The organism is Nitrosomonas limosa (genome assembly GCF_054188085.1).
The window spans coordinates 1,660,195-1,680,732 of record NZ_CM135180.1; the positions used below are offsets into that span (position 1 = coordinate 1,660,195).

Sequence of the window (20,538 nt, forward strand, 5' to 3'; positions counted from 1 at the left end):
TTCTAAAATACCCACACGTGACGAATCAAAAAAACCGTCAAAAATCCCATGATCATAAAAACAACAGTCGCTGCAATTGAGCGCGGTGATCGTCGCGATAAACCGCAAACGCCGTGACCGCTGGTACAGCCCGAACCCAGCCGCGTACCGTAGCCTACCAGCAACCCCGCCAACGCCAGCATGCCGTAACCGGTTTCAATCTTTATCTCCGGCATAACCCAAAAAAGTTTCCACATCGCAACCGACAAAACCAATCCCGCAATAAAGGCAACCCGCCAACTGATATCGCCCCTTTGCATCCGGAACAACCCGCCTACAATTCCGGAGATACCGGCGACTCGCCCATTTAAAAACAGCAATAACGCTACTGCCACGCCGATTACCGCTCCACCGGCGGCGGCATGCCATGGCATCGATTCCAGTAAAATATTCATAGTCAGCTTCTCAATCGCTTATAGTGGATAAAAATTTTCACCATTTCCGTATAAAGTATATATGTTATATTATAATACATATTATCAATATATTGATAACCGCTCAAAAAACAATGATCATTCTCTCTGGAGTTACCTATGAAGCCCCAAATCCATGCGACCTTTGATCCCGCCACCTGGACTGTCAGTTATGTTGTATTCGATGAAGCCGGCGGAAGCTGCGCCATTATTGATCCCGTGCTTGATTATGATCCGAAAGCCAGCCGGACTCGCACACATAGCGCCAACCGATTGATCGAATTTATCCGCAACCAGCGGCTGACGGTGCAATGGATCCTTGAAACCCATGCACATGCTGATCATCTATCCGCCGCCGACTATCTCAAAGCCGAGCTTGGCGGAAAAACAGCGATCGGCAGTAACATTCCGGTCGTGCAACAAACGTTTAAGAAAATTTTTAACCTCGGTGACGATTTCACCCCCGATGGCCGTCATTTCGATCATTTATTCGCCGACAATGAAGTTTTCCAAGTTGGAAATTTGGCCGCCAAAGCGATTTCAGTATCCGGTCACACACCAGCCGATATGGCCTATCAATTTGGCGACGCCATTTTTGTCGGCGATACCTTGTTCATGCCGGATGTCGGTACGGCTCGCGCGGATTTCCCAGGCGGCGACGCCCGCCACTTATTTCACGCCATCCGGAAAATATTAGCATTCCCGCCTGAAACCAGATTATTGATGTGTCACGATTATCCACCGGGCAACCGTTCCCCCGCTTGGGAAAGCACCGTTGCTGACCAGCGAGCGCACAACATTCATGTGCACGATGGCATTAGCGAAGAAGCTTTTGTAGCGATGCGCAACAAACGGGATGCTACGCTGGAAATGCCTAACTTGCTGCTGCCATCCATCCAGGTCAATATCAGAGCCGGCAGAATGCCTGAAGCCGAATCCAACGGCGTCGCTTATCTAAAAATTCCGGTTAACTTGATTTGAAAGCTCGGCACATGGGCTGAAAAATACAGCCCGGCCCTTTTTGCCATTCAAACTTGCAGCGACACAAAATTGCCATGCCGTTGATCGAATTTCGCGGCCAAAAACCGTGTACCAACCGAAAACCCGCCATTTTCTTGCCGTGTATGGGTAACTTCCGCCACTGCCTGAAAATTAGGCGCGTCGATTTTAATAATATCGCTCCGGTCCAGCATCACTTGCGTCAGAAACCGAATACCGGCTGGCGACAAATCCTGAAATACTCCTTGGCATGGCCGTCCTGGCCAAAACAAATAAAAAGACAATTCCCCGCGCACATTGATGCGGGTTAGCGTGCGAAAAGGCGATTCCAGGTGGCCTTGCTCGAAAACCGCCAAAGGGCTGAAGCACTCCAGGCAATTGTCACTCCGATAAAAACCGGTCTGCGCAACATAAGGCGTTTTGCAAAAAGAGCAGTAATGCGTGATCACCGCATGATAGGGTTCGATCGCTGATGATATCGGGTTAGAAAAATTCGCAAACAGCGCCGGAAGCTGATCGCTCTTGGCTTCCATCTCCTTTCTGGCCGCCTGCCACATATCGCCCGCGAGTAACGCGTCATAATGTTTGCGCGATGCTGGGTTGGATAATATCCGGTAGGCTTCGTCAAGCAAGGCATGATCGTGCGGTGAATTTTTTCTCAACGCCCAGTAGCTTGCGGTGATCGTAGTAATCGGTGCATCGGCTTGCACCTGCAAAATCCGGTAATAATTGCGCTGTTTAAAATTTGCAGCGCCTTCCGCGTGTGAATGGTTTGTGCCTGAATTCGCCGTCGTCGCACCCAGTGCGCCTTGGCTCAGTATCTTAATGTGATAGCGCTTCAATAATTCACGGTCATATTCGGCCCGCTTTAAAGGATCCCGTAAGGTATTAAAGGCAATATTCAGTAAACCGGCATTCCAGTCCGGGCTTTCCAATTCCGGATGGGCTTTGAGTTTCTGCATCAGAATCCGGTAACTCTCATTAATCACCGTCATTGGCGCATCGGGCTGGACATGAAGAATACGATAATAATTGCGCCGTTCAATCATAATAACTGGAATTAATGAGCCTCTGGTTCTCTGGAAAGCCGCTATTCTATTATGTCATTTTCATTGTATCTCAATGGCTTGCAATGATAATCGAAAGCTCGTTCGCAGTATATAAAAATCCGTTCTCCATATACGCAATACGCCGCTCTTTCCGACCGCACAACAGTCTCCAAAAAAAATTAAGCACATTCCGCTGCCTGGTTTCGCTTCACAGCGCTGCTTTTCCAACCCTCAAAATGCTGCCAAAAACTGATTTTACTCGTTGATTTAATTTGATTCCCGGCATGCTTTACTATAACTGTCACCCTACCCGTGAAGTAAGGAGGTTTGTTATGTTCAGCAAAAAACTCTCTGACGAGAAATTTGATGGCGCTAGCAACACTAGCGATATTGACGACGAAGGTGTTTTAGCCGATGGCATGATTCCTGACAGCCGCATCGTCAAATTGATCGATGAACTGGAAATCAGCCATGATGATTCTGGTGGAGAATCACCGCCGGAAATCACACAAAATAACTTGAAACCGGCTCAGCACAACGATAAATAGCCTGATCACTGCAATGGTCTGTCTGATGATGTTGCTTCCGAACCGCGGTCTCCGGCCGCTGCAAAATCCGAACACACGCAATTACGGCCTTGTTTCTTAGCGCGATATAACTGCTGATCGGCGCTGGCAATCAGTTCGTCCAGCACCACATAATCGTTTCGATTGCTTGCAACGCCGAAACTCGCCGAAATCGCAAGCTTTTCTCCTTTCGCGGATGTCACTTGCAATGAGCTGACTTTGTTACGCACCCTTTCCGCAATGGTTACTGCATCTTGCAGCCGTGTTTCCGGTAAGAAAATCAGAAATTCCTCGCCTCCCCAGCGCGCCAGAATATCGCCGCTTCGAGCCTCTTTTTGTAAGGTTTCCGCCAATTTCACCAAAACCTGATCGCCCAACGCATGGCCGTAACTGTCATTGATTAATTTAAAATCGTCGATATCCAGCATGATGATCGACGTATTACTTTTGCTGCGTAAGCTTATAGACCAGATCGGCTGCACATATTTGTAAAAAGAACGGCGGTTGTTCAGGTTTGTCAGCACGTCGATCCCGGCCATTTTCTCCGCAACCAGTTTCTCGTTTTGAGTGATATTGAACCGTGCCGCAAGCGCCAATGCCAACAAAATCGCATCCAGCGTCATGCCAATATCCGCCGCGCGGTAAGTCAACCAGTTAAATGGAATAACGCCCCACACGGCATTTGCCGTGATGACGCCCCCGCATATCGTCAGAATCGAAGCGATCAAGAAATATTTTGCAAATTTGTTTCCGATTCTCAGCGACACTATCCCGAGAATTACCGCCGCGACATAGAAACTGAAAATAAAAACAATCGATATCAATAAGGCAATGACCAGCTCGTCGAACAGCATCGCTATCAATACCAAGGCGCAAAAACCTAAGCAGCCAAAGATAATGAATCGATACAAACGCGGCCAGGTCTGTTTGATATTCAGAAACTGCAACATAAACGCAAAACCGCCGACGGTAGCCGCTGCCATTAAAATTGCGCTGGTCCAGCGCTGCCAGAACGGAGATTCCGGCCACAACCATTGATATCCGTGACCGGTATAAGCCAGATTCAGGGCAATGAATAATAATATTGACTCGGCACAATAATACTTGAAATTTATGAATCGCCCCCCATCTTGTTGAAATGGAAAAAGACGACGCAAGATATTCGACGCTGGAGCAACTGCATGAACGGCGCAAGCAAGTGGTGCGGTTGCATCGCAAGGGCTACGGCGTGATGCAAATTGTTGAGCTCAGTGGGCTTTCGTATCCGACAGTTCGGTTTGCGATAGATCGGTATGAAGAAGGCGGATTTTCCGCCCTGAAGCCAGGGATGCGAGGCAAGCGTGCTGGTCAAGGGCGGGCACTGACAGAGGAACAGGAACAAGCCATCCGCAAGATCATTTGTGACAAGCGCCCGGAGCAACTGAAGATGGAATTTGCGCTGTGGAATCGGGCGGCGGTCATGCAACTGATAGAGCGGGAGTACAGCATCAAGCTGTCGGTGCGCGGCGTAGGCAACTATCTGTCACGTTGGGGTTTCACTCCCCAGAAGCCGATCAAGAAGGCCTATGAGCAGCGGCCTGAAGCCGTACAAGCCTGGCTCAACGAGCAATACCCGGAAATTGAGAAGCGCGCCAAGGCGGAAGGCGGCGAGATTCACTGGGGCGATGAAACTGCCTTGGTCAATACCGATGTGCGCGGTCGTTGCTATGCTCCGGCAGGCAAGACGCCAGTCACCTACGCGACTGGTGGTGCGCGACAGAAGCTATCGATGATTGCCGCAGTGACGAATCAGGGCAAAACACGCTGGATGATCATCGACGAGGCCTTCAACGCCGACAGGCTGATCGAATTCCTCGAAGCGCTGATCAAGGATGCCGGGAAGAAGGTATTCTTGATTCTCGACAATCTGCGGGTTCATCACAGCAAACAGGTCAAGGCATGGGTCGCTGAACGACAAGACAAAATCGAGCTGTTCTACCTGCCCAGCTATAGCCCGGAACTGAATCCGGAGGAACGCCTCAATGCCGACCTCAAGCATGCCATCGGGACGAAAGTGCCGGTGCGCACCAAGGCCAAACTCAAACTCGCTGCCACCGAACACATGGTTAAACTTGAACAATCACCCGAACGGGTCAAAAGCTTCTTTCAAGATCCGAGGGTCAAATATGCCGCTTGAAACTTCAAACTTAATCTGACCGGATCAATAAGAAGATCGAATACAGGAGATAGGAACTGATGCGCAGACCGATATATAGCACCAGATTATATGCAACCAGCGCCAGAATCGCGCCGTACATCACACCGTAACTATAGGCATTCAACAAATCCTTGCTGGCTAATTGCTCGGCATTGGTAAAGTAAATGGGTAAAACCATCGCGTCATCCGCTTCCACGCGAATTAGAATCAGCGTGTCACCGTGATTGTATGCATGCTCGAAAACGAAGAAGCGGTGATTGACCGGCCGTTGTGCAAATGGCAAGCTGTCACCGGTATGATAGCCGCTGACTAATTGTTCATCTTGAAAAAAGAACACATCGATCTTATCCAGCCAGGCATTTTCCACTAATAACTTTCGAATCACGGACTCATGCTGCGCATTAACGACTTGCAAAGCAAGCCACACCGGTTTTGCACCGACCCCGAAATTCATCACGTCGGATTGGGATGGTGCGAAACTGCCACTCTTGAAAGCGCGCAGCGCGTCATCTACGTTAAAATCGCGATTTTCAGGTTGAAAGACTTGAATATATTGCCCGATCGCTGCGGGATATTCCTCAGCGGCTTGGATGGCAGCTTTGGCGCTCAAACTTGAGATCATCGTTACAAGCGCCAGGCTTAGCAGTATCAATGTGCGTTTCATGAAAGGTAGCGCCGGAACAATAAAAAAACAGTCTAATCGCTAAATCAGCAGGTTAATCAAATAATCCCGTAGACAATACCGGAGATCGATTATTCAAGAAGCCATAGGAAAAAAATCCTAATACAATTGCACATCTTCACCAAGGTCAGTAAAAATTGCAACCACAATTCTTTTATTTTCATCAATCATGAAACCGACCAAAAACAAAAGAAAAAGTATTCCCGCGCAACCGGCCCCAGCTATCATCAAACAACGGTCCGATTTTACCGCTCGAAGCATGAAAACAGCGGTACTTGCCGCCATCCTTTCTTTGCTCGCGATCATTTGTCACCGTCTGGATCTGATCGATTACCGCGCGGCTTTGTTAGGACTCCTTCTGAGCACTGCCAGCGGATTATTCGCGATTTTCTTCGGAGCAGTCGGAACTTGGCGCGCCAAGCAAGCCAAGGAACCAGAGCTTGCCGCAACGCTTGGCGGCTCGACGCTTGCGTTACTGATCGTCGCTCCGCTGCTTGCAACCGCTGTGACGGGTATTGGAAAGCCGATGATCCATGATATTTCCACCGATTTGCAAAATCCCCCTGAATTTATTGCCATCCCAGCGCTTCGATCGACCAGCGACAATTCGCTGGACCGTTCTGATCCTGAGAACTTGATCAATCTGCAACAAGAACATTACGCCGATCTGAGCACGTTATTCATTGACCGGCCCTTCGAGCAAGTATTCGAGCAAGCGGTTACGCTGGTAAAACAACGCGACTGGGAAATCGCTTTGGTATCCGCCGCCAATGGCCGGATCGAAGCGACCGACACCACTCTCTTGATGGGATTTAAAGATGATGTGGTGATTCGGATTCAAACCGAAGGCAATCGAACACGCGTTGATATGCGATCCGTTTCCAGAGTCGGAAAGGGCGATCTTGGGGTGAACGCTCAACGCATCCGGTCTTTCCTGGCAGCACTGAAACAACAACTCTCATGATAAAGAAACGTTAACAGGCCGTTGAAAAACGTTTTCGAGGCAGCCGATACAAGGCAAAAACAGGCGAAAAAGCGCAGTTTATGCAGTATAAATGAGCATTTTGAGCTTGTTTTTAACACCGTAACGGCAACGCAGATAGTTTTTCAACGGCCTGTTAAGGAATCAAATGCCGAATACGCAATTGGCTTGAACAATAATGGTATCATTAGCCGCATTGCATTTCCGGTTCGATCAGATTGCAAACAATATCCGGAAAAACAATGCAAAGCTGATCAATCATGCAATAAGAAAGATCCATACCGGTCATGATAACCATCGTTCTATTGTAGCTATCGAATGAAATCTCGTATGTTGAACAGACCCGCTTTCAGCAAGCCGGTTTATCCATTTTTATGAATTTACTGCTAGTTGCTCTAATCCCCTTTGCCGGAGGCATTTTTGTCGCTTCCATCTCGCGTTTTGGCCGGTTGTATTCGGCATGGGGCGCCGGCGCCGTAACATTGCTTGCACTGGCTTTCTTATACCCATCAATCGCCGATGTTTTTGCTGAGCAAACAGTCATACAACGCTGGCGCTGGATACCCATGCTTGGGTTGGATCTCGCGTTCCGGCTTGATGGATTGGGCTTGCTGTTTTCCTTGCTGATTCTCGGTATCGGCATACTGATTATTATCTACGCGCGATATTACTTATCCGAGCGCGATGACATGGGCCGGTTTTATGCATATCTGATGATGTTCATGGGCTCCATGCTGGGTATCGTTTTATCTGAAAACGTCATCCAATTGTTGATTTTTTGGGAATTGACCAGCTTGTCGTCATTTCTGCTCATCAGTTACTGGCAGCAGCGGCATGAATCCCGCAGTGGCGCACGCATGGCATTGGCCGTGACCGGTGGCGGCGGACTGGCTTTGCTGGGTGGTTTTTTGTTGCTGGGGGAAATCTGCGGCAGCTATGATCTATCTGTGATTCTGGCTTCCGGCGATAGCATCTCGCAGCATCCATGGTATCTGCCGATGCTAATCCTGGTTCTACTGGGCGCATTCACCAAATCCGCGCAATTCCCGTTTCATTTCTGGCTGCCGAATGCGATGGCGGCTCCCACACCGGTATCCGCCTACTTGCATTCAGCCACCATGGTAAAAGCCGGGGTGTTCCTGCTGGCCCGCTTGTATCCGGCTTTGTCGGGCACACCGGAATGGTTTTGGCTGGTCAGCATGACCGGTTTGGCAACCCTGCTCATCGCCGCTTACATTGCGATGTTCGAACACGACCTGAAGGGATTGCTCGCCTACTCGACGATCAGTCACCTGGGTTTAATCACTTTGCTTTTTGGCATGGATACGCCGCTGGCGGCAGTAGCAGCGGTTTTTCATATTATCAATCATGCCATTTTCAAAGCATCTCTGTTCATGGCCGCGGGAATTATCGATCACGAAGCAGGCACGCGGGATATGCGCCGCCTGCGCGGGCTATGGCAATTTATGCCGCATACTGCATCACTGGCTATGGTAGCCGCGGCCTCTATGGCCGGTGTTCCGTTATTCAACGGCTTTCTGTCCAAGGAAATGTTTTTTGCTGAAACACTGCATCATATCAATCAGCCGTGGGGCTGGTTGATGCCCGCTGCAGCTACCCTTGCCGGCATTTTCGCCGTGGCTTATTCATTGCGCTTCATTCATACGGTGTTTTTCAATGGCGCACCGGTTGATTTGCCTAAGACACCCCATGAGCCGCCCCGTTGGATGAAAGTGCCGGTGGAATTGCTGGTTGCCTTATGCTTGCTGGTCGGTATGCTGCCAGCGCTTACCGTTGAACCGATCCTGGGTGTAGCAGCCAGCGGTGTCCTGCAGGGACCGGTTCCCGATCATGACCTCGCAATCTGGCATGGTTTTAACCCGGCGGTATGGATGAGTATTATTGCACTTACCGGCGGTATTCTGGCTTACCTGGGACGAAGGCCGCTGTCGGTGTTGCACGATCATTTAGGAAACCGTCTTGAATTCAAGCTGTTTTATAACTCCCTGATTGACTTGCTGTTTAAAATCGCCGATCAGACAACCCGATTACTCAATGCCAATTCTTTGCAACGAATGGTGCTGGTGTTCATGCTCTTCATCATGATACTCGGTGTGACAAGCTTTATTGAGAGTTCATCCACTTTGACCGGAAACCGCATGTTGTTACCCATGGATGCCGTCAGCCTGCTGATAACCATCATTTTGATAATTGCGGCGCTTGGAACCGTCATCATGCACCGGCAACGTTTGGTGTCACTGATCCTGTTGGGTGCAGTGGGTCTGGGCGTAGCGCTGGTTTTTGTCAAATTTTCCGCACCGGATCTGGCCTTAACGCAATTATCCGTGGAAGTGGTCACTATTGTGCTGATGCTGCTGGCGCTCTATTTCTTACCCCAATACTCGCCCAAAGAATCCAGTCAAACAGCGCGCAGCCGCGATGCACTGATCGCGGTGGGGGCCGGCACTGGCGTGGGTTTACTGGTATGGGCCGTATTAACCCGGCCTTATCAGACGATTGCAGATTACTTCATGAGCAACAGCGTACCTGGCGGAGGCGGCACCAATGTCGTAAACGTCATACTGGTGGATTTCAGGGGTTATGATACGCTGGGTGAAATCACTGTACTGGCATTAGCCGGACTGGGCATCTTTGCAATGTTGCACCAATTGAAGCTATCCGGTTCGGAAGCAGATCAGCAAGGACGTCCCTGGGATAACGATATGCACCCGCTCATCATGGCATCATTTGTGCGATTGCTGCTGCCTTTAGCACTCCTCGTATCAATATACATCTTGCTGCGTGGTCACAATCTACCCGGCGGCGGATTTATTGCCGGGTTGATTACCGCAGTCGCATTGATCATGCAATATCTGGCCAATGGCGTTAGTTGGGCGCAAACACGCTTAACCGTCAACATGCACACCGTAATTAGCGCCGGACTACTGATTGCAACCTTGACAGGTCTGGCAAGCTGGGCATTTGATCATCCCTTTCTGACATCCACTTTCGGTCATCTGGATTGGCCGGTAATTGGAGAATTCGAGCTGGCTTCAGCAATGGCCTTTGATTTGGGCGTCTATCTGGTTGTTGTCGGCACCACGCTGTTGATACTGATTTATCTAGGCCTTGTTCATAAAGAGAGTCATACGACTCACGTCAGAAAGAGAATCCGCTAATGGAAGCACTGGTATCGATATTGATTGGAACACTCACCGGCTGCGGTGTTTATTTGATTCTACGGAATCGCACGTTTCCGGTTGTTGTGGGTTTAACGTTTTTATCCTATGCAGTGAACCTATTTTTGCTGGTAATGGGCCGGCTCACAATTGGCAAACCACCTATCATTACAGAGAATATTACGGAATACGCGGATCCGTTACCACAGGCATTGGTGCTCACCGCCATTGTGATCAGTTTTGCCATGACCGCCTTTGTCATCGTGTTATCCCTCAAGGCATACCTTGAAATGGGAAACGATCATGTCGATGGAAAACATAAATCATGATCAGTCATATCGCGATACTCCCCGTTATCTGGCCGCTATTGATAGGTGCATTGTTATTACTACTGCAAAAACAGGGCTTGCAAACAGTACGTACCGTGAGTGTCTTATCGGTGAGTATTCTGGCAGTTCTAACAGGATATCTGCTCGATATCGTCAATGACGGCGAGATTCTGGTTTACGAACTCGGAAACTGGCCGCCGCCTTTCGGTATCGTACTGGTCGCGGACCGCCTGGCTGCCTGGATGTTGCTTATTACTTCATTAGTCTCATTGTTTGCGCTACTTTACGCAATCCAAGGTACAGATAGTGATGGCCCGCATTTTCATGCGTTATTTCAGTTGCAATTATTCGGTCTGAATGGCGCATTTCTTACGGGCGACTTGTTTAATCTGTTTGTATTTTTTGAAATTCTGCTGCTTGCCTCTTATGGTTTACTGCTGCACGGCGGCGGACGATTGCGCACGATGGCCGGGTTACATTTTGTCATCATTAATCTGGTTGGCTCAACACTGTTTTTATTTGCCGTCGGAACACTCTACGGCTTGCTGGGAACACTGAATATGGCGGACCTCGCCGTTAAGGCCGCCAGAGCCGCTGACGAGGATGTTGCGTTGATTCGTACCGCAGGTTTATTGCTTTTCGCCGTATTTGCGCTTAAAGCCGCACTGTTACCGCTTTACTTGTGGCTTCCGGCGGCTTATGCGTATACCACAGCACCGGTTGCCGCCTTATTTGCAATCATGACCAAGGTTGGGGCTTACAGCATTCTGCGGGTTTATACCCTGATCTTCGGTTCACACGCAGGCGGCGTTGCCGATTTGATTGCTCCATGGTTACTGCCGTTAGCCTTGGCGACATTGATAGCGGGCGTGCTCGGTGTGCTGGCGAGCACGCATCTACGGCAACAGATCGCCTATCTAGTAATTGCATCCATCGGTACGCTCCTCATCGCTTTTGGTATCAATACCCACACCAGCATCGCCGCCGGATTGTTTTATCTGCCTCACTCCACCTTTGCAGCGGCGGCGTTCTTTTTACTCGCCGATATTGTCGCTACGCGCCGTTCAGAGATAAGTGACCGGTTTGAACCAGGCCCGGTAATTGCGCATCATCGAATTACCGGTACACTCTTTTTTATTGTTGCGATCTTGATTGCAGGACTGCCGCCATTATCCGGCTTCGTTGGGAAATTGTTGATTTTGCAAGCGGCCATTCCCCATACCGCTTTACCGTGGATTATGGGTGCCATGCTGATTACCAGCTTGCTCACAATCATTGCGCTGGCGCGAAGCGGCAGTATGCTGTTTTACCGTGCGCAATTGCCGCAAACATCCCATACCGATACCAGCAACGATACTGGTTCTCAACAAAATTTAACGCCCGGTTTCAACGGCTTGGCGATAGTAGTTTGCTTGCTGGCGTTATGCGTGGCTTTAACGATTGGAGCCGGCGCTGTCAGTGAGTTTGCACTGGCCACGGCCAATCAGCTGTTACAGCCCGAAGGCTATGTGCAATCCGTATTAGGTGCTGCAAGATGACAATGCGCTCGCGTTTTTTGCCCCATCCAATCTTATCCCCGCTATTGGCTGGTCTCTGGTTATTACTGACAAACAGTATTGCACCCGGGCAAATTCTTCTCGGATTATTGCTGGGCTGGACAATACCTTTATTGACCCTGCGTTTCTGGCCGGAGCGAGTTACCATTCGTAAGCCATTCACTTTAGTCCGGTATACCGGTGTACTGTTGTACGATATTATCGTTGCTAACTTTATCGTTGCGCGGTTAATCCTGGGCAATCCGGACCGGCTCAAGCCGGTTTTTATTGAATTGCCGCTGGATTTAACTTCCAGCTTGGCTATCGGCCTACTTGCCAACAGTATCACGCTGACCCCCGGAACTGTATCGGCGCGTTTATCCGAGGATCGTCGTCATTTATTGGTTCATGCGCTCAGCGAAAACGATCCGGATAATCTGATTGTGGTCATTAAAGATCGCTATGAGCGTCCATTAAGGGAGATTTTCGAACAATGTTAGATTTCGCAATAACCGTGGCGCTTGGATTAGTGGCAATGGCTGTCGGCATGTGTTGCTGGCGTCTGTTGCGTGGTCCCAGCACGCCAGACCGGATTTTGGCGCTGGATACTTTATACGTGAATGCCATCGCATTATTGATGCTACTCGGCATTCATCTGGGCAGCGCATTATTTTTTGAAGCAGCCTTGTTGATCGCTCTAATGGGTTTTATCGGCACAGTCGCACTGTGCAAGTATTTATTACGCGGCGATATTATCGAGTAAGCCATGCTGGAATATTTTCTATCACTTTTGATCCTGACCGGCGCTATCTTCACTTTCATCGGTTCTCTAGGCCTTTTGCGGTTAAAGGATTTTTATATGCGCCTGCACGGACCGACTAAAGCAACAACCCTGGGAGTCGGCAGCCTTTTAATCGCATCAGCGGTGTTTTTCAGCAGCCGCGATGCCGGTATTAGCCTGCACGAAGTCCTGATTACATTATTCTTATTTATCACCGCACCGGTAAGCGCGCATTTGCTTGCGAAAGCAGCACTTCACCTGAATCTGCACTCTCACGCAAAAATACCTGTCAATTCGGCGCGCCCGGTAGAAGATAAAGATTCGGAAATTGTCGGTGCTGGCTCAGCCGCACCCGCGAAAGAAAACAGCTCAACTGATATGAGTTCGCCACATAAACCTGTCTGATTCAATCAAAATGACTGCAGATGAAAGCAGATCGGCAAGCAAGCACCCTGTTTTGTATGTAGCGCAATTTAACGCTGCAAGATAAGCCTGCCGATCAACTCATAGCGAAGGGATTTTTTCGACTGGATCGGATGGCCGGGATTTTGGCTCATCGTCAAACCAGCGGTAGAGCATCGGCATCACCACCATGGTCATCATGGTTGCGGTTGTCAAACCACAGATCACCACAATCGCAAGCGGTTTCTGAACTTCCGATCCCAATCCGGTAGCTGCGAGAAACGGCGCCAAGCCGAGCACCGTGGTAGCGGCGGTCATCATGACCGGACGGAAACGTTGCGCGCAAGCCTTTCGGACGGCATCTTCCACACTGAAGCCTTTCTCGCGCAATTCACGCACAAACGAGATCAGCACGACGCCATTCAGAATCGACGTACCCCACACGGCAATAAAACCCACCGATGCCGGAACGGACAGATACTGGCCGGTCACGAATAAACCGACCACGCCACCGACCGATGCAAACGGCAACACCAAATAAATCAGCACTGCTAGTTTGACCGAATTGAACAGCATGAACAACAGAAAAAATATCGCCGCCAAGGTAATCGGCACGATCACCCCAAGTGTCGCCATCGCACGTTGCATATTTTCGAATTGTCCACCCCAGACGAAATAATAACCGGATGGCAATTTAATTTCTTTTGCAGTCCGTTGCTGCAATTCTTCAACAAATCCGCCCATATCGCGGCCGTAAACGTTGGCGCCGACGACCACACGCCGTTTGGCGAATTCTCGCGAAATGATCGCGGGTCCGTCGACTACTTTGATGTCGGCCACCGCGCTGAGCGGTACCAGTGCGCCGCTTTGGAATGCACTACCATTTTGCGGACCGGAGTTCACCGGTCGCAATAACAAGTCCTTGATTGCTTCCACGTCATGCCGGAAATGCTCGGGAAACCGCAACAGCAACGTGAAACGGCGCTCGCCTTCAAAAACCTGCGTTACCGCTTTACCGCCGATTGCTGTCGCAATCAACTCGTTGACATCGGAAACGTTGATACCATGCCGAGCAATGGCGCGCCGGTCGATGTTGATCGTCAATTCTTGTTGCCCAGATAAGCGTTCGATGCGAATATCCCTGGCGCCCGGCGTCGATTTGACGATACGCGCGACTTGTTCGGAGAGCTTGCGTAATTGCTCCAGATCTTCGCCGAAAATCTTGATCGCCACTTGCGAACGAACACCCGTGACCATTTCGTCGACACGCTGCGCGATCGGCTGAGACAGCACGATATTCACGCCCGGTAATACGCTAAGCGCCTTGCGGATATCTTCTTCGATCTCTTCCTGAGTCCGACCCGATCCTTCCAAATCCAAATCGGCAATTGGATCGGATTCGTTTTGCGATGCCGGATCCGCAGGCGTTTCACCGCGCCCGAGTTTGGAAACCACTGATTTCACACCCGGCACGGCCGCAATCAGTTTCATCGCTTCGGTTTCCAGTTTAATGGCTTCTTCGAGAGAAATGGATGGCGCGCGAATGATCACTGGCGTGGTGGCGCCTTCTTTCATGATCGGAATAAAGGAAGTTCCCAGGAACGGAAAAATTGCAAACGCTCCTATTAAGCAGGAAATGGCGATAATCATGGTTTTTTTCTGATTATGCATCGCTAGATTGAACACGCGCAAATAAGCGCCTTTTAGCACGGCTACGATTTTGGTATCCTGCTCGCTGCCGCCTTTAAGGAGGTAATCGCTCAATACCGGGGACAACAGCAACGAAACAAACAGCGCCACCAACAGCGCAATGGCGATAGTAACCGCCAGCGGGCTGAAAGTTTTTCCTTCCATACCTTCCAGCGTCATCAGCGGCAGAAATACCAAGATAGTCACAAAGACACCGAAAATAACCGGTGTGCCCACTTCAGAAACCGCATCGACGATCACCTGAAATTTGGATTTACCGGTGTCTTTCGCTTCGCCAAGACGTTGGTAAATATTTTCCACTACAACCACAGTTGGATCAACCATCATACCCAACGCAATGGTTAGCCCCCCCAGCGACATCAAGTTGGCGGGCATGCCGTAATAATTCATCACCATGAAAGTGACCAGCGGCGTAATGATCAAGGTAAAACACACGACAATGCTGGTACGGACTGTGCCGAGAAAAATCGACAGCACCACGATCACCAGAATCAATGATTCCATTAACGTGCTTTGCACCGTCGACAAGGCGCCGTCGACCAAATCGGTGCGATCATAGAACGGTACGATTTGTAAGCCGTTTGGCAGTAAGCCGCGTTCGTTTATTTCGGTTACTTTTTCTTTGATGCGCCCGACAATCTCTTTGGCATTACCGCCGCGCAACATCATTACAATACCTGAAACAGATTCGGTATCACCGTTTTTAATACTGGCGCCTTGCCGTACCTCACCGCCAAAAGTCACTTCGGCGACATCGCGCACGTAAATCGGAACACCATCCATTTCGCGCAATACGATGTTACGGATATCGTCCAAGGTAGCGATGAGGCCGACGCCGCGGATCAGATATTGCTCGTAATGCAACGCCAGAATATTACCGCTGGCGTTGGCGTTGTTACTGGCCAAGGCGCGATCAACATCGGTCAAGGTCAAGTCGTAGTGCCGCAGCTTATTGGGGTCGGCATACACTTGATATTCCTTGACATGACCGCCGATCGAATTGATTTCCGCCACACCGCGGATCGAACGCAGCATCGGACGCACTACCCAATCTTGTATGGTGCGACGTTCCATCAACTCTTCGAATGTCAATTCACGTTTTCCATCACCCGGGTGCTCAATCGTATATTGATACACTTCGCCCAACCCCGTTGAAACCGGACCAAGAACCGGGGTAATGCCGGGAATCAGACGCGGCGTCACGTCGATAATACGCTCCATCACCAATTGGCGCGCGAAATAAACATCGGTTTGATCGGTGAAAACCAGCGTAATCAACGACAACCCGCTCTTGTTCATAGAACGCATTTCGACCAAACCCGGTAACCCGGTCATCGCGATCTCGACCGGAACCGTCACCAATCTTTCCATTTCTTCCGGACTGCGACCGATCGCTACGGTAGCGACTTGCACTTGAATATTGGTGACATCGGGAAATGCATCAACGGATAAGTTTTTCGCAGCAAAGCCACCGGCCACACAGAGAATAATTCCAATGATCAAAACCAGCAAGCGCTGGTTTAACATGGCTCTTACAATAGCGGACATGGTAATTATTCCAATTCAGCAAGCTTGCGCTCGCTATCTAAATGAAAAGCGTTTTCCAATACAATTTGATGGTGAATCGTCAATCCTGACAGCACCGGACGATAATCAGCAACCTCATGTCCGAGTTCAACAGGTATGCGCTGAAAATGATTGTCTCCGGTCGCAACAAAAACATAATCCTGATTTAACTCACGCACCACGGCTGCTTCCGGCACCACCAGGGTTTTATGCTGCGCATCGGTAATGTGCATGTTCGCCAACATATCCGGTTTTAACTTACGCTCCGGATTCTCTACCAAAACGCGCGTCATCACCGTACGTGTTAGCCGGTTAACCGTATCGGAGACAAAAATGATGATCCCGTCAAAATCGGCATCGCCGATTGCCGGCACATTGATTTCCACATGCTGATTCAACCGCACATCGCGCGCTATCTGCTCCGGCACATCGCCGACCACCCAGACATGCGACAAATCGGCAACCTGAAACAGCGGATCGGCGGGCTGCACCACTTGACCGACAATCACGTTACGGGCGATGACATAACCTTCCCGGGTTGCTTTGATATCCAGCCAAGGCAGTACTTTTCCCTTCCGCCGTAGCTCTTTCAATTCCACATCCCCCATCCCGAATAACCGCAGTTGATCGGCTGCTGCAGCCAATTCTGCCTGCGCAATCTCAGCATCGGATTGACGTCTCTCCACTTCTGCCAACGGAATGGCGTCAGCTGCCAACAGGTGGTTTGCCCGTTCCAAAGCTTTCGTAGTGACAACGACTCGAGATAACGCACGCAAAAAAGCCAATTGAGAATTCGTCAAATCCGGACTGGTAATCCGCGCCAGCGGCTGGCCAGGTTTGACATAGTCACCTAAGATAACAAATAGCTCAATGATCCGTCCGGTAACATATGAACCGATTTGCGCGGTTCTTTCTTCATCGACCTGAACCCGGCTGGGCACCAAAATCTTGTCGGTCAGATCAATCAAAAGCGGATTACCGATTTTTAACCGGCTAAGCAATTCCGGCCGCACTTCAATCGTATTGATGTCCCGCTCTTCGTCAGATTGACGGGAAACTTGTTCTTCGTCTTTTCCTCCGCAAGCGGATAGCAACAATGCCGCTAACAACGAGCCGATGATTATCGGGTTGATTTTCATTCTGGAACTAGCTCCTTAGGATAATGGGCGCGCAGGCGATCGATTTCGGCTGCTGCTGCGTGAAGATCAAAACGGGCTTGTAAAGCATCAAATAATATTCCTCTGAGTATCCGCTGCGAATCGAGAAACTCAATCAAACTGCGCTCACCGAATTTATACGCTGCTTCGGCGACTCGCACTGCATTTTCCGCTTCTTTGATCAAGCCGCCGTCAAACATCGCAACCCGTTGTACGGCAATTTGATAGGCTTGCCACGCCGCTTCGAACAATTGGCCGATTTCATAACGGCGATATTCAAGCGATTCGCGAATTCGTGCCGAATCGTGAATCGCGGTATCGATCTCACCTTTGCGGCGATACCAGATCGGAATCCTGACGCTCAAGCCGGCGGTGTTGGAGTGAAATTGTTGATCTTGATAATTGGAGTACATGACATTCACCGACGGCAGAATCGAGGCTCGCTCCTGGCTGATACGTTGATTGGCCCGTTCCTGCTCGGCTTCCAAACGCACTACATCGGGATTAACTTTGACGACTTGCTGGCGCAGGTCATCCAGCGATGGTAATTCAATCGGATCTTTGAGCGAACCTTTGACTTGAAAATTGGCGGGTAAAATTCCGGCGGTCAATTGCATCAAAAAAACCTTGGCGCGTTCTGCGTTCAGCCGCGCTGCTTCCTTGCGATTGGCCGCGCTCTGCAGCTCGGTATCGGCCCGAATCAGCTCAAAGCGGGCCACTTCGCCATGCTCCACATTGGCCGCAATACGCTGCCGGACAACGTTCAATAAATCGTAGATCGACTGCTCCAGCTCGGCTTGATCTTGCCGCAATAATAGCTCGTAAGCACGGACCCGCAGCAGCGCCGCCAGATCGGTGCTGACTTGACCCAAGCTGGCTCGGCTGGCGTCGACGATGGCTTCCGAAGCGGCGATACGGGCGTTACGCATGTACGGATTTTCGATTGGCTGAATCACCGTGACTGAGCGCTGATCATTGGAAGGTCCCGTCAATTCAACCGGCAGCCGTCGATCCATTGGTCCCATCATAAACATCACTTCGGGATTGAGATAAGCCGTGGCCGCTATGACGCCACCCTTTGCCATGCCCACTTGCGAGCGCGCCGCAAGCACCAGACCATTCGCTTGCAAGCCCATCCGCTGTATCTCCTCAATGGTATAGAGCACAACCGGCCCTTGCGGCTCACCCGCTGGCAACGGCACATCCGATTTAGGTAATTGATTTCTGAACGGCGCCATGGACGGCGCTGTTTCCCGGATGGCCGGTGATGACGACTCGGGTTGTCTTAATGAATCCGCTCCTAAAGGAAGGGGAGCCATCGGTTGTGCTAAAGTGATATTTGATGCGAGTGCTAAGATTGCACAGAATGACAAATACTTGAACGGGGAAATCTGCATAGAATCCTTTTAAATTTCGGGGAAGATTTACATTCTTTATCTGTGTCGCAATGAGTCTTTACAAGAAATGATTGGCAATCATATATGAAACTCATGGCAGGGTAATATTAAAATCGCACATAATTTAGTACTAAATCGTTGTTTTGGCGTAACAGCCGAGCTTATGAGTGCGCAAGATTAAAGCAAAAAAATCCTGAATGATTGCTGAACGGATACTTAAGCGGAAGTATTCGCGAGGATGCAATGAGAAAGGTGAAATGAATAGGCATGAAATGACAAATAGCACTTCATCATTCTGGCATACGATCCAATCTGATCAAATACTTAAATCACCGGAATGCAACGTGACCATGCGCTTCCTGCAACAGTCTCATTTTCCCCGAATGACTAGCTCATGAAGTTAGCACTTATTTCTTCAGCAGAACGAGCAGCAATGACCAAGATTCTTTCGAATTGAAGCCGAATTACGCTTTCTCGTCCGGTTTAGCGCTGAAAATGATGCTGACCTATGCGCTGACATCCCCGAATGCACTCGCTGATGAAGGCGGTGCAAGTTTTTGGTTGCCTGGACAATTCGGCAGCTTCGCCGCCAACCCGGCCCAACCCGGATGGTCGCTTGCATTGACTTACTATCATTCTTCCTTAAGTACAGGCGCGGGCAAGAGCTTTGAAATCGCAGGTAAAATCGAGACTGGTGTAACAGCACATTCCAATTGGTTATTTCTTACACCGACATATACGTTCAACAATTCCGTACTGGGAGGTCAGGCAGCAATCAGTGTAACCGGAACAGCTGGACACATGAGTAGTTCCGCCGATGCTACTTTGGTGGGACCGGGTGGGGCCGTACTGGCGCGTAATGAACGTGACACAATTGCTGGAGCAGGTGATATTTTTCCCATGGGATCGTTACGGTGGAATGAGGGCAATCACAATGTCAAAATTTACACCATGGCTGGTGCTCCAGTTGGTAATTATCAAGTGGGACATCTGGCAAACCTTGGCATCAACCATTGGTCAATCGACATCGGCAGCGGATACACTTACTACAATATACAGAGCGGCCGCGAATTTTCAATTGTCGCCGGCTTTACTCACAACTTCGAGAATCCCGGCACAAAGTACCGCAACGGCAATAACTTGCATTTTGATTGGGGCGCTTCTTGGCGACTTTAAATCGCGCATCGGGGGAATTGGCCCGCAGGTGGCTTACCAATTCAAGATAGGTAAACGGGAATATTATTTAAATCTTCGAGGCTATAAAGAATTCGGCGCCAAGAACCGGCCAGAAGGATGGAATGCCTGGGTTACACTAACAATACCCATTGAATCGCGAGACAATAGAAAATTGCAATCTACTGCAACGTCATTGACGAGATATTAGAGTTGATAACTCCACATTTTCCATTAGCTGAAATTCCTAAGGAAGCCATTTAAAAAAATATGGCTTTGTCATCGTTCAATAGCTTGTTTCCCTTAAGTTATCCGGTTTGCGTATAATGAATTTAATGATAAAGCATTTATTCTTATACGTTTGAATTCAGGCCCATGAACC

General features: G+C 49.6%; 16 protein-coding genes and 2 pseudogenes. 11 read left to right on the forward strand and 7 right to left on the reverse strand.

The features are described from left to right. Positions 1-2: 2 nt before the first annotated feature. Positions 3-434 carry a YeeE/YedE family protein gene (locus tag ACV7NC_RS07615; RefSeq protein WP_458151927.1) on the reverse strand — a complete coding sequence of 144 codons (432 nt, stop codon included), beginning with the start codon at positions 432-434 and terminating at the stop codon, positions 3-5. Positions 435-572: 138 nt separating this feature from the next. Here ACV7NC_RS07615 and ACV7NC_RS07620 point away from each other — a divergent pair, with 138 nt between their 5' ends. Next, a complete protein-coding gene (locus tag ACV7NC_RS07620; RefSeq protein ID WP_458151928.1) occupies positions 573-1,433 on the forward strand; it encodes an MBL fold metallo-hydrolase in 861 nt (286 codons plus the stop codon). A 47-nt stretch (positions 1,434-1,480) separates the two neighbouring features. Here ACV7NC_RS07620 and ACV7NC_RS07625 read toward each other — a convergent pair whose 3' ends face one another. Next, complete coding sequence (locus ACV7NC_RS07625; protein ID WP_458151929.1) at positions 1,481-2,500, reverse strand: DnaJ domain-containing protein; 1,020 nt, start codon at positions 2,498-2,500, stop codon at positions 1,481-1,483. 332 nt (positions 2,501-2,832) lie between these two features. Between ACV7NC_RS07625 and ACV7NC_RS07630 the strand changes: the two genes are divergently transcribed. Continuing rightward, positions 2,833-3,048, forward strand: a complete 216-nt coding sequence (locus tag ACV7NC_RS07630) for a hypothetical protein (protein WP_458151930.1) — start codon at positions 2,833-2,835, stop codon at positions 3,046-3,048. A 5-nt stretch (positions 3,049-3,053) separates the two neighbouring features. Here the strand turns inward: ACV7NC_RS07630 and ACV7NC_RS07635 are convergent, their stop codons facing one another. After that, positions 3,054-4,223: a GGDEF domain-containing protein gene (locus ACV7NC_RS07635; protein WP_458151931.1), complete on the reverse strand. Its 1,170-nt coding sequence runs from the start codon at positions 4,221-4,223 to the stop codon at positions 3,054-3,056. Here ACV7NC_RS07635 and ACV7NC_RS07640 point away from each other — a divergent pair. Then, on the forward strand, positions 4,205-5,242 hold the full coding sequence (locus ACV7NC_RS07640) for an IS630 family transposase (RefSeq protein WP_458151853.1): 1,038 nt from the start codon (positions 4,205-4,207) through the stop codon (positions 5,240-5,242). The genes ACV7NC_RS07635 and ACV7NC_RS07640 overlap by 19 nt on opposite strands. Positions 5,243-5,252: 10 nt before the next feature. Here ACV7NC_RS07640 and ACV7NC_RS07645 read toward each other — a convergent pair whose 3' ends face one another. Further along, entirely contained in the window at positions 5,253-5,927 is a 675-nt protein-coding gene (locus ACV7NC_RS07645) for a 7TM-DISM domain-containing protein (RefSeq protein ID WP_458151932.1), read from the reverse strand. Positions 5,928-6,114: 187 nt separating this feature from the next. Between ACV7NC_RS07645 and ACV7NC_RS07650 the strand changes: the two genes are divergently transcribed. The 7 genes and pseudogenes from ACV7NC_RS07650 to ACV7NC_RS07680 all read left to right on the forward strand — a co-directional run. Next, positions 6,115-6,909 carry a DUF1499 domain-containing protein gene (locus ACV7NC_RS07650; protein ID WP_458151933.1) on the forward strand — a complete coding sequence of 265 codons (795 nt, stop codon included), beginning with the start codon at positions 6,115-6,117 and terminating at the stop codon, positions 6,907-6,909. 392 nt (positions 6,910-7,301) lie between these two features. Then, complete coding sequence (locus ACV7NC_RS07655; RefSeq protein ID WP_458151934.1) at positions 7,302-10,106, forward strand: monovalent cation/H+ antiporter subunit A; 2,805 nt, start codon at positions 7,302-7,304, stop codon at positions 10,104-10,106. Further along, positions 10,106-10,435, forward strand: a complete 330-nt coding sequence (locus tag ACV7NC_RS07660; RefSeq protein ID WP_458151935.1) for a Na+/H+ antiporter subunit C — start codon at positions 10,106-10,108, stop codon at positions 10,433-10,435. The genes ACV7NC_RS07655 and ACV7NC_RS07660 overlap by 1 nt, the downstream gene beginning before the upstream one ends. Continuing rightward, the gene (locus ACV7NC_RS07665) at positions 10,432-11,973 is read left to right on the forward strand and encodes a monovalent cation/H+ antiporter subunit D (protein WP_458151936.1); all 1,542 of its coding nucleotides are present in this window, start codon (positions 10,432-10,434) and stop codon (positions 11,971-11,973) included. The genes ACV7NC_RS07660 and ACV7NC_RS07665 overlap by 4 nt, the downstream gene beginning before the upstream one ends. Next, positions 11,970-12,470, forward strand: a complete 501-nt coding sequence (locus ACV7NC_RS07670) for a Na+/H+ antiporter subunit E (RefSeq protein WP_458151937.1) — start codon at positions 11,970-11,972, stop codon at positions 12,468-12,470. Before ACV7NC_RS07665 ends, ACV7NC_RS07670 begins: the two co-directional genes overlap by 4 nt. Then, entirely contained in the window at positions 12,464-12,733 is a 270-nt protein-coding gene (locus ACV7NC_RS07675; RefSeq protein WP_458151938.1) for a K+/H+ antiporter subunit F, read from the forward strand. The genes ACV7NC_RS07670 and ACV7NC_RS07675 overlap by 7 nt, the downstream gene beginning before the upstream one ends. A 3-nt stretch (positions 12,734-12,736) precedes the next feature. Beyond that, positions 12,737-13,039 (forward strand): annotated as a pseudogene (locus ACV7NC_RS07680) (Na+/H+ antiporter subunit G); the annotation flags it as partial. A 216-nt stretch (positions 13,040-13,255) separates the two neighbouring features. Here ACV7NC_RS07680 and ACV7NC_RS07685 read toward each other — a convergent pair. From ACV7NC_RS07685 to ACV7NC_RS07695, 3 genes are read right to left on the reverse strand one after another with little or no spacing between them, the layout of a single operon-like run. After that, positions 13,256-16,411, reverse strand: a complete 3,156-nt coding sequence (locus ACV7NC_RS07685) for an efflux RND transporter permease subunit (RefSeq protein ID WP_458151939.1) — start codon at positions 16,409-16,411, stop codon at positions 13,256-13,258. A 5-nt stretch (positions 16,412-16,416) separates the two neighbouring features. Continuing rightward, positions 16,417-17,568 (reverse strand): efflux RND transporter periplasmic adaptor subunit, encoded by a 1,152-nt coding sequence (locus ACV7NC_RS07690; RefSeq protein ID WP_458151940.1) that lies wholly within the window; start codon positions 17,566-17,568, stop codon positions 16,417-16,419. Next, positions 17,565-18,905, reverse strand: a complete 1,341-nt coding sequence (locus ACV7NC_RS07695; RefSeq protein WP_458151941.1) for a TolC family protein — start codon at positions 18,903-18,905, stop codon at positions 17,565-17,567. Before ACV7NC_RS07695 ends, ACV7NC_RS07690 begins: the two co-directional genes overlap by 4 nt. A gap of 576 nt (positions 18,906-19,481) precedes the next feature. Between ACV7NC_RS07695 and ACV7NC_RS07700 the strand changes: the two are divergent. Beyond that, positions 19,482-20,367 (forward strand): annotated as a pseudogene (locus ACV7NC_RS07700) (SphA family protein). Positions 20,368-20,538: the final 171 nt, after the last annotated feature.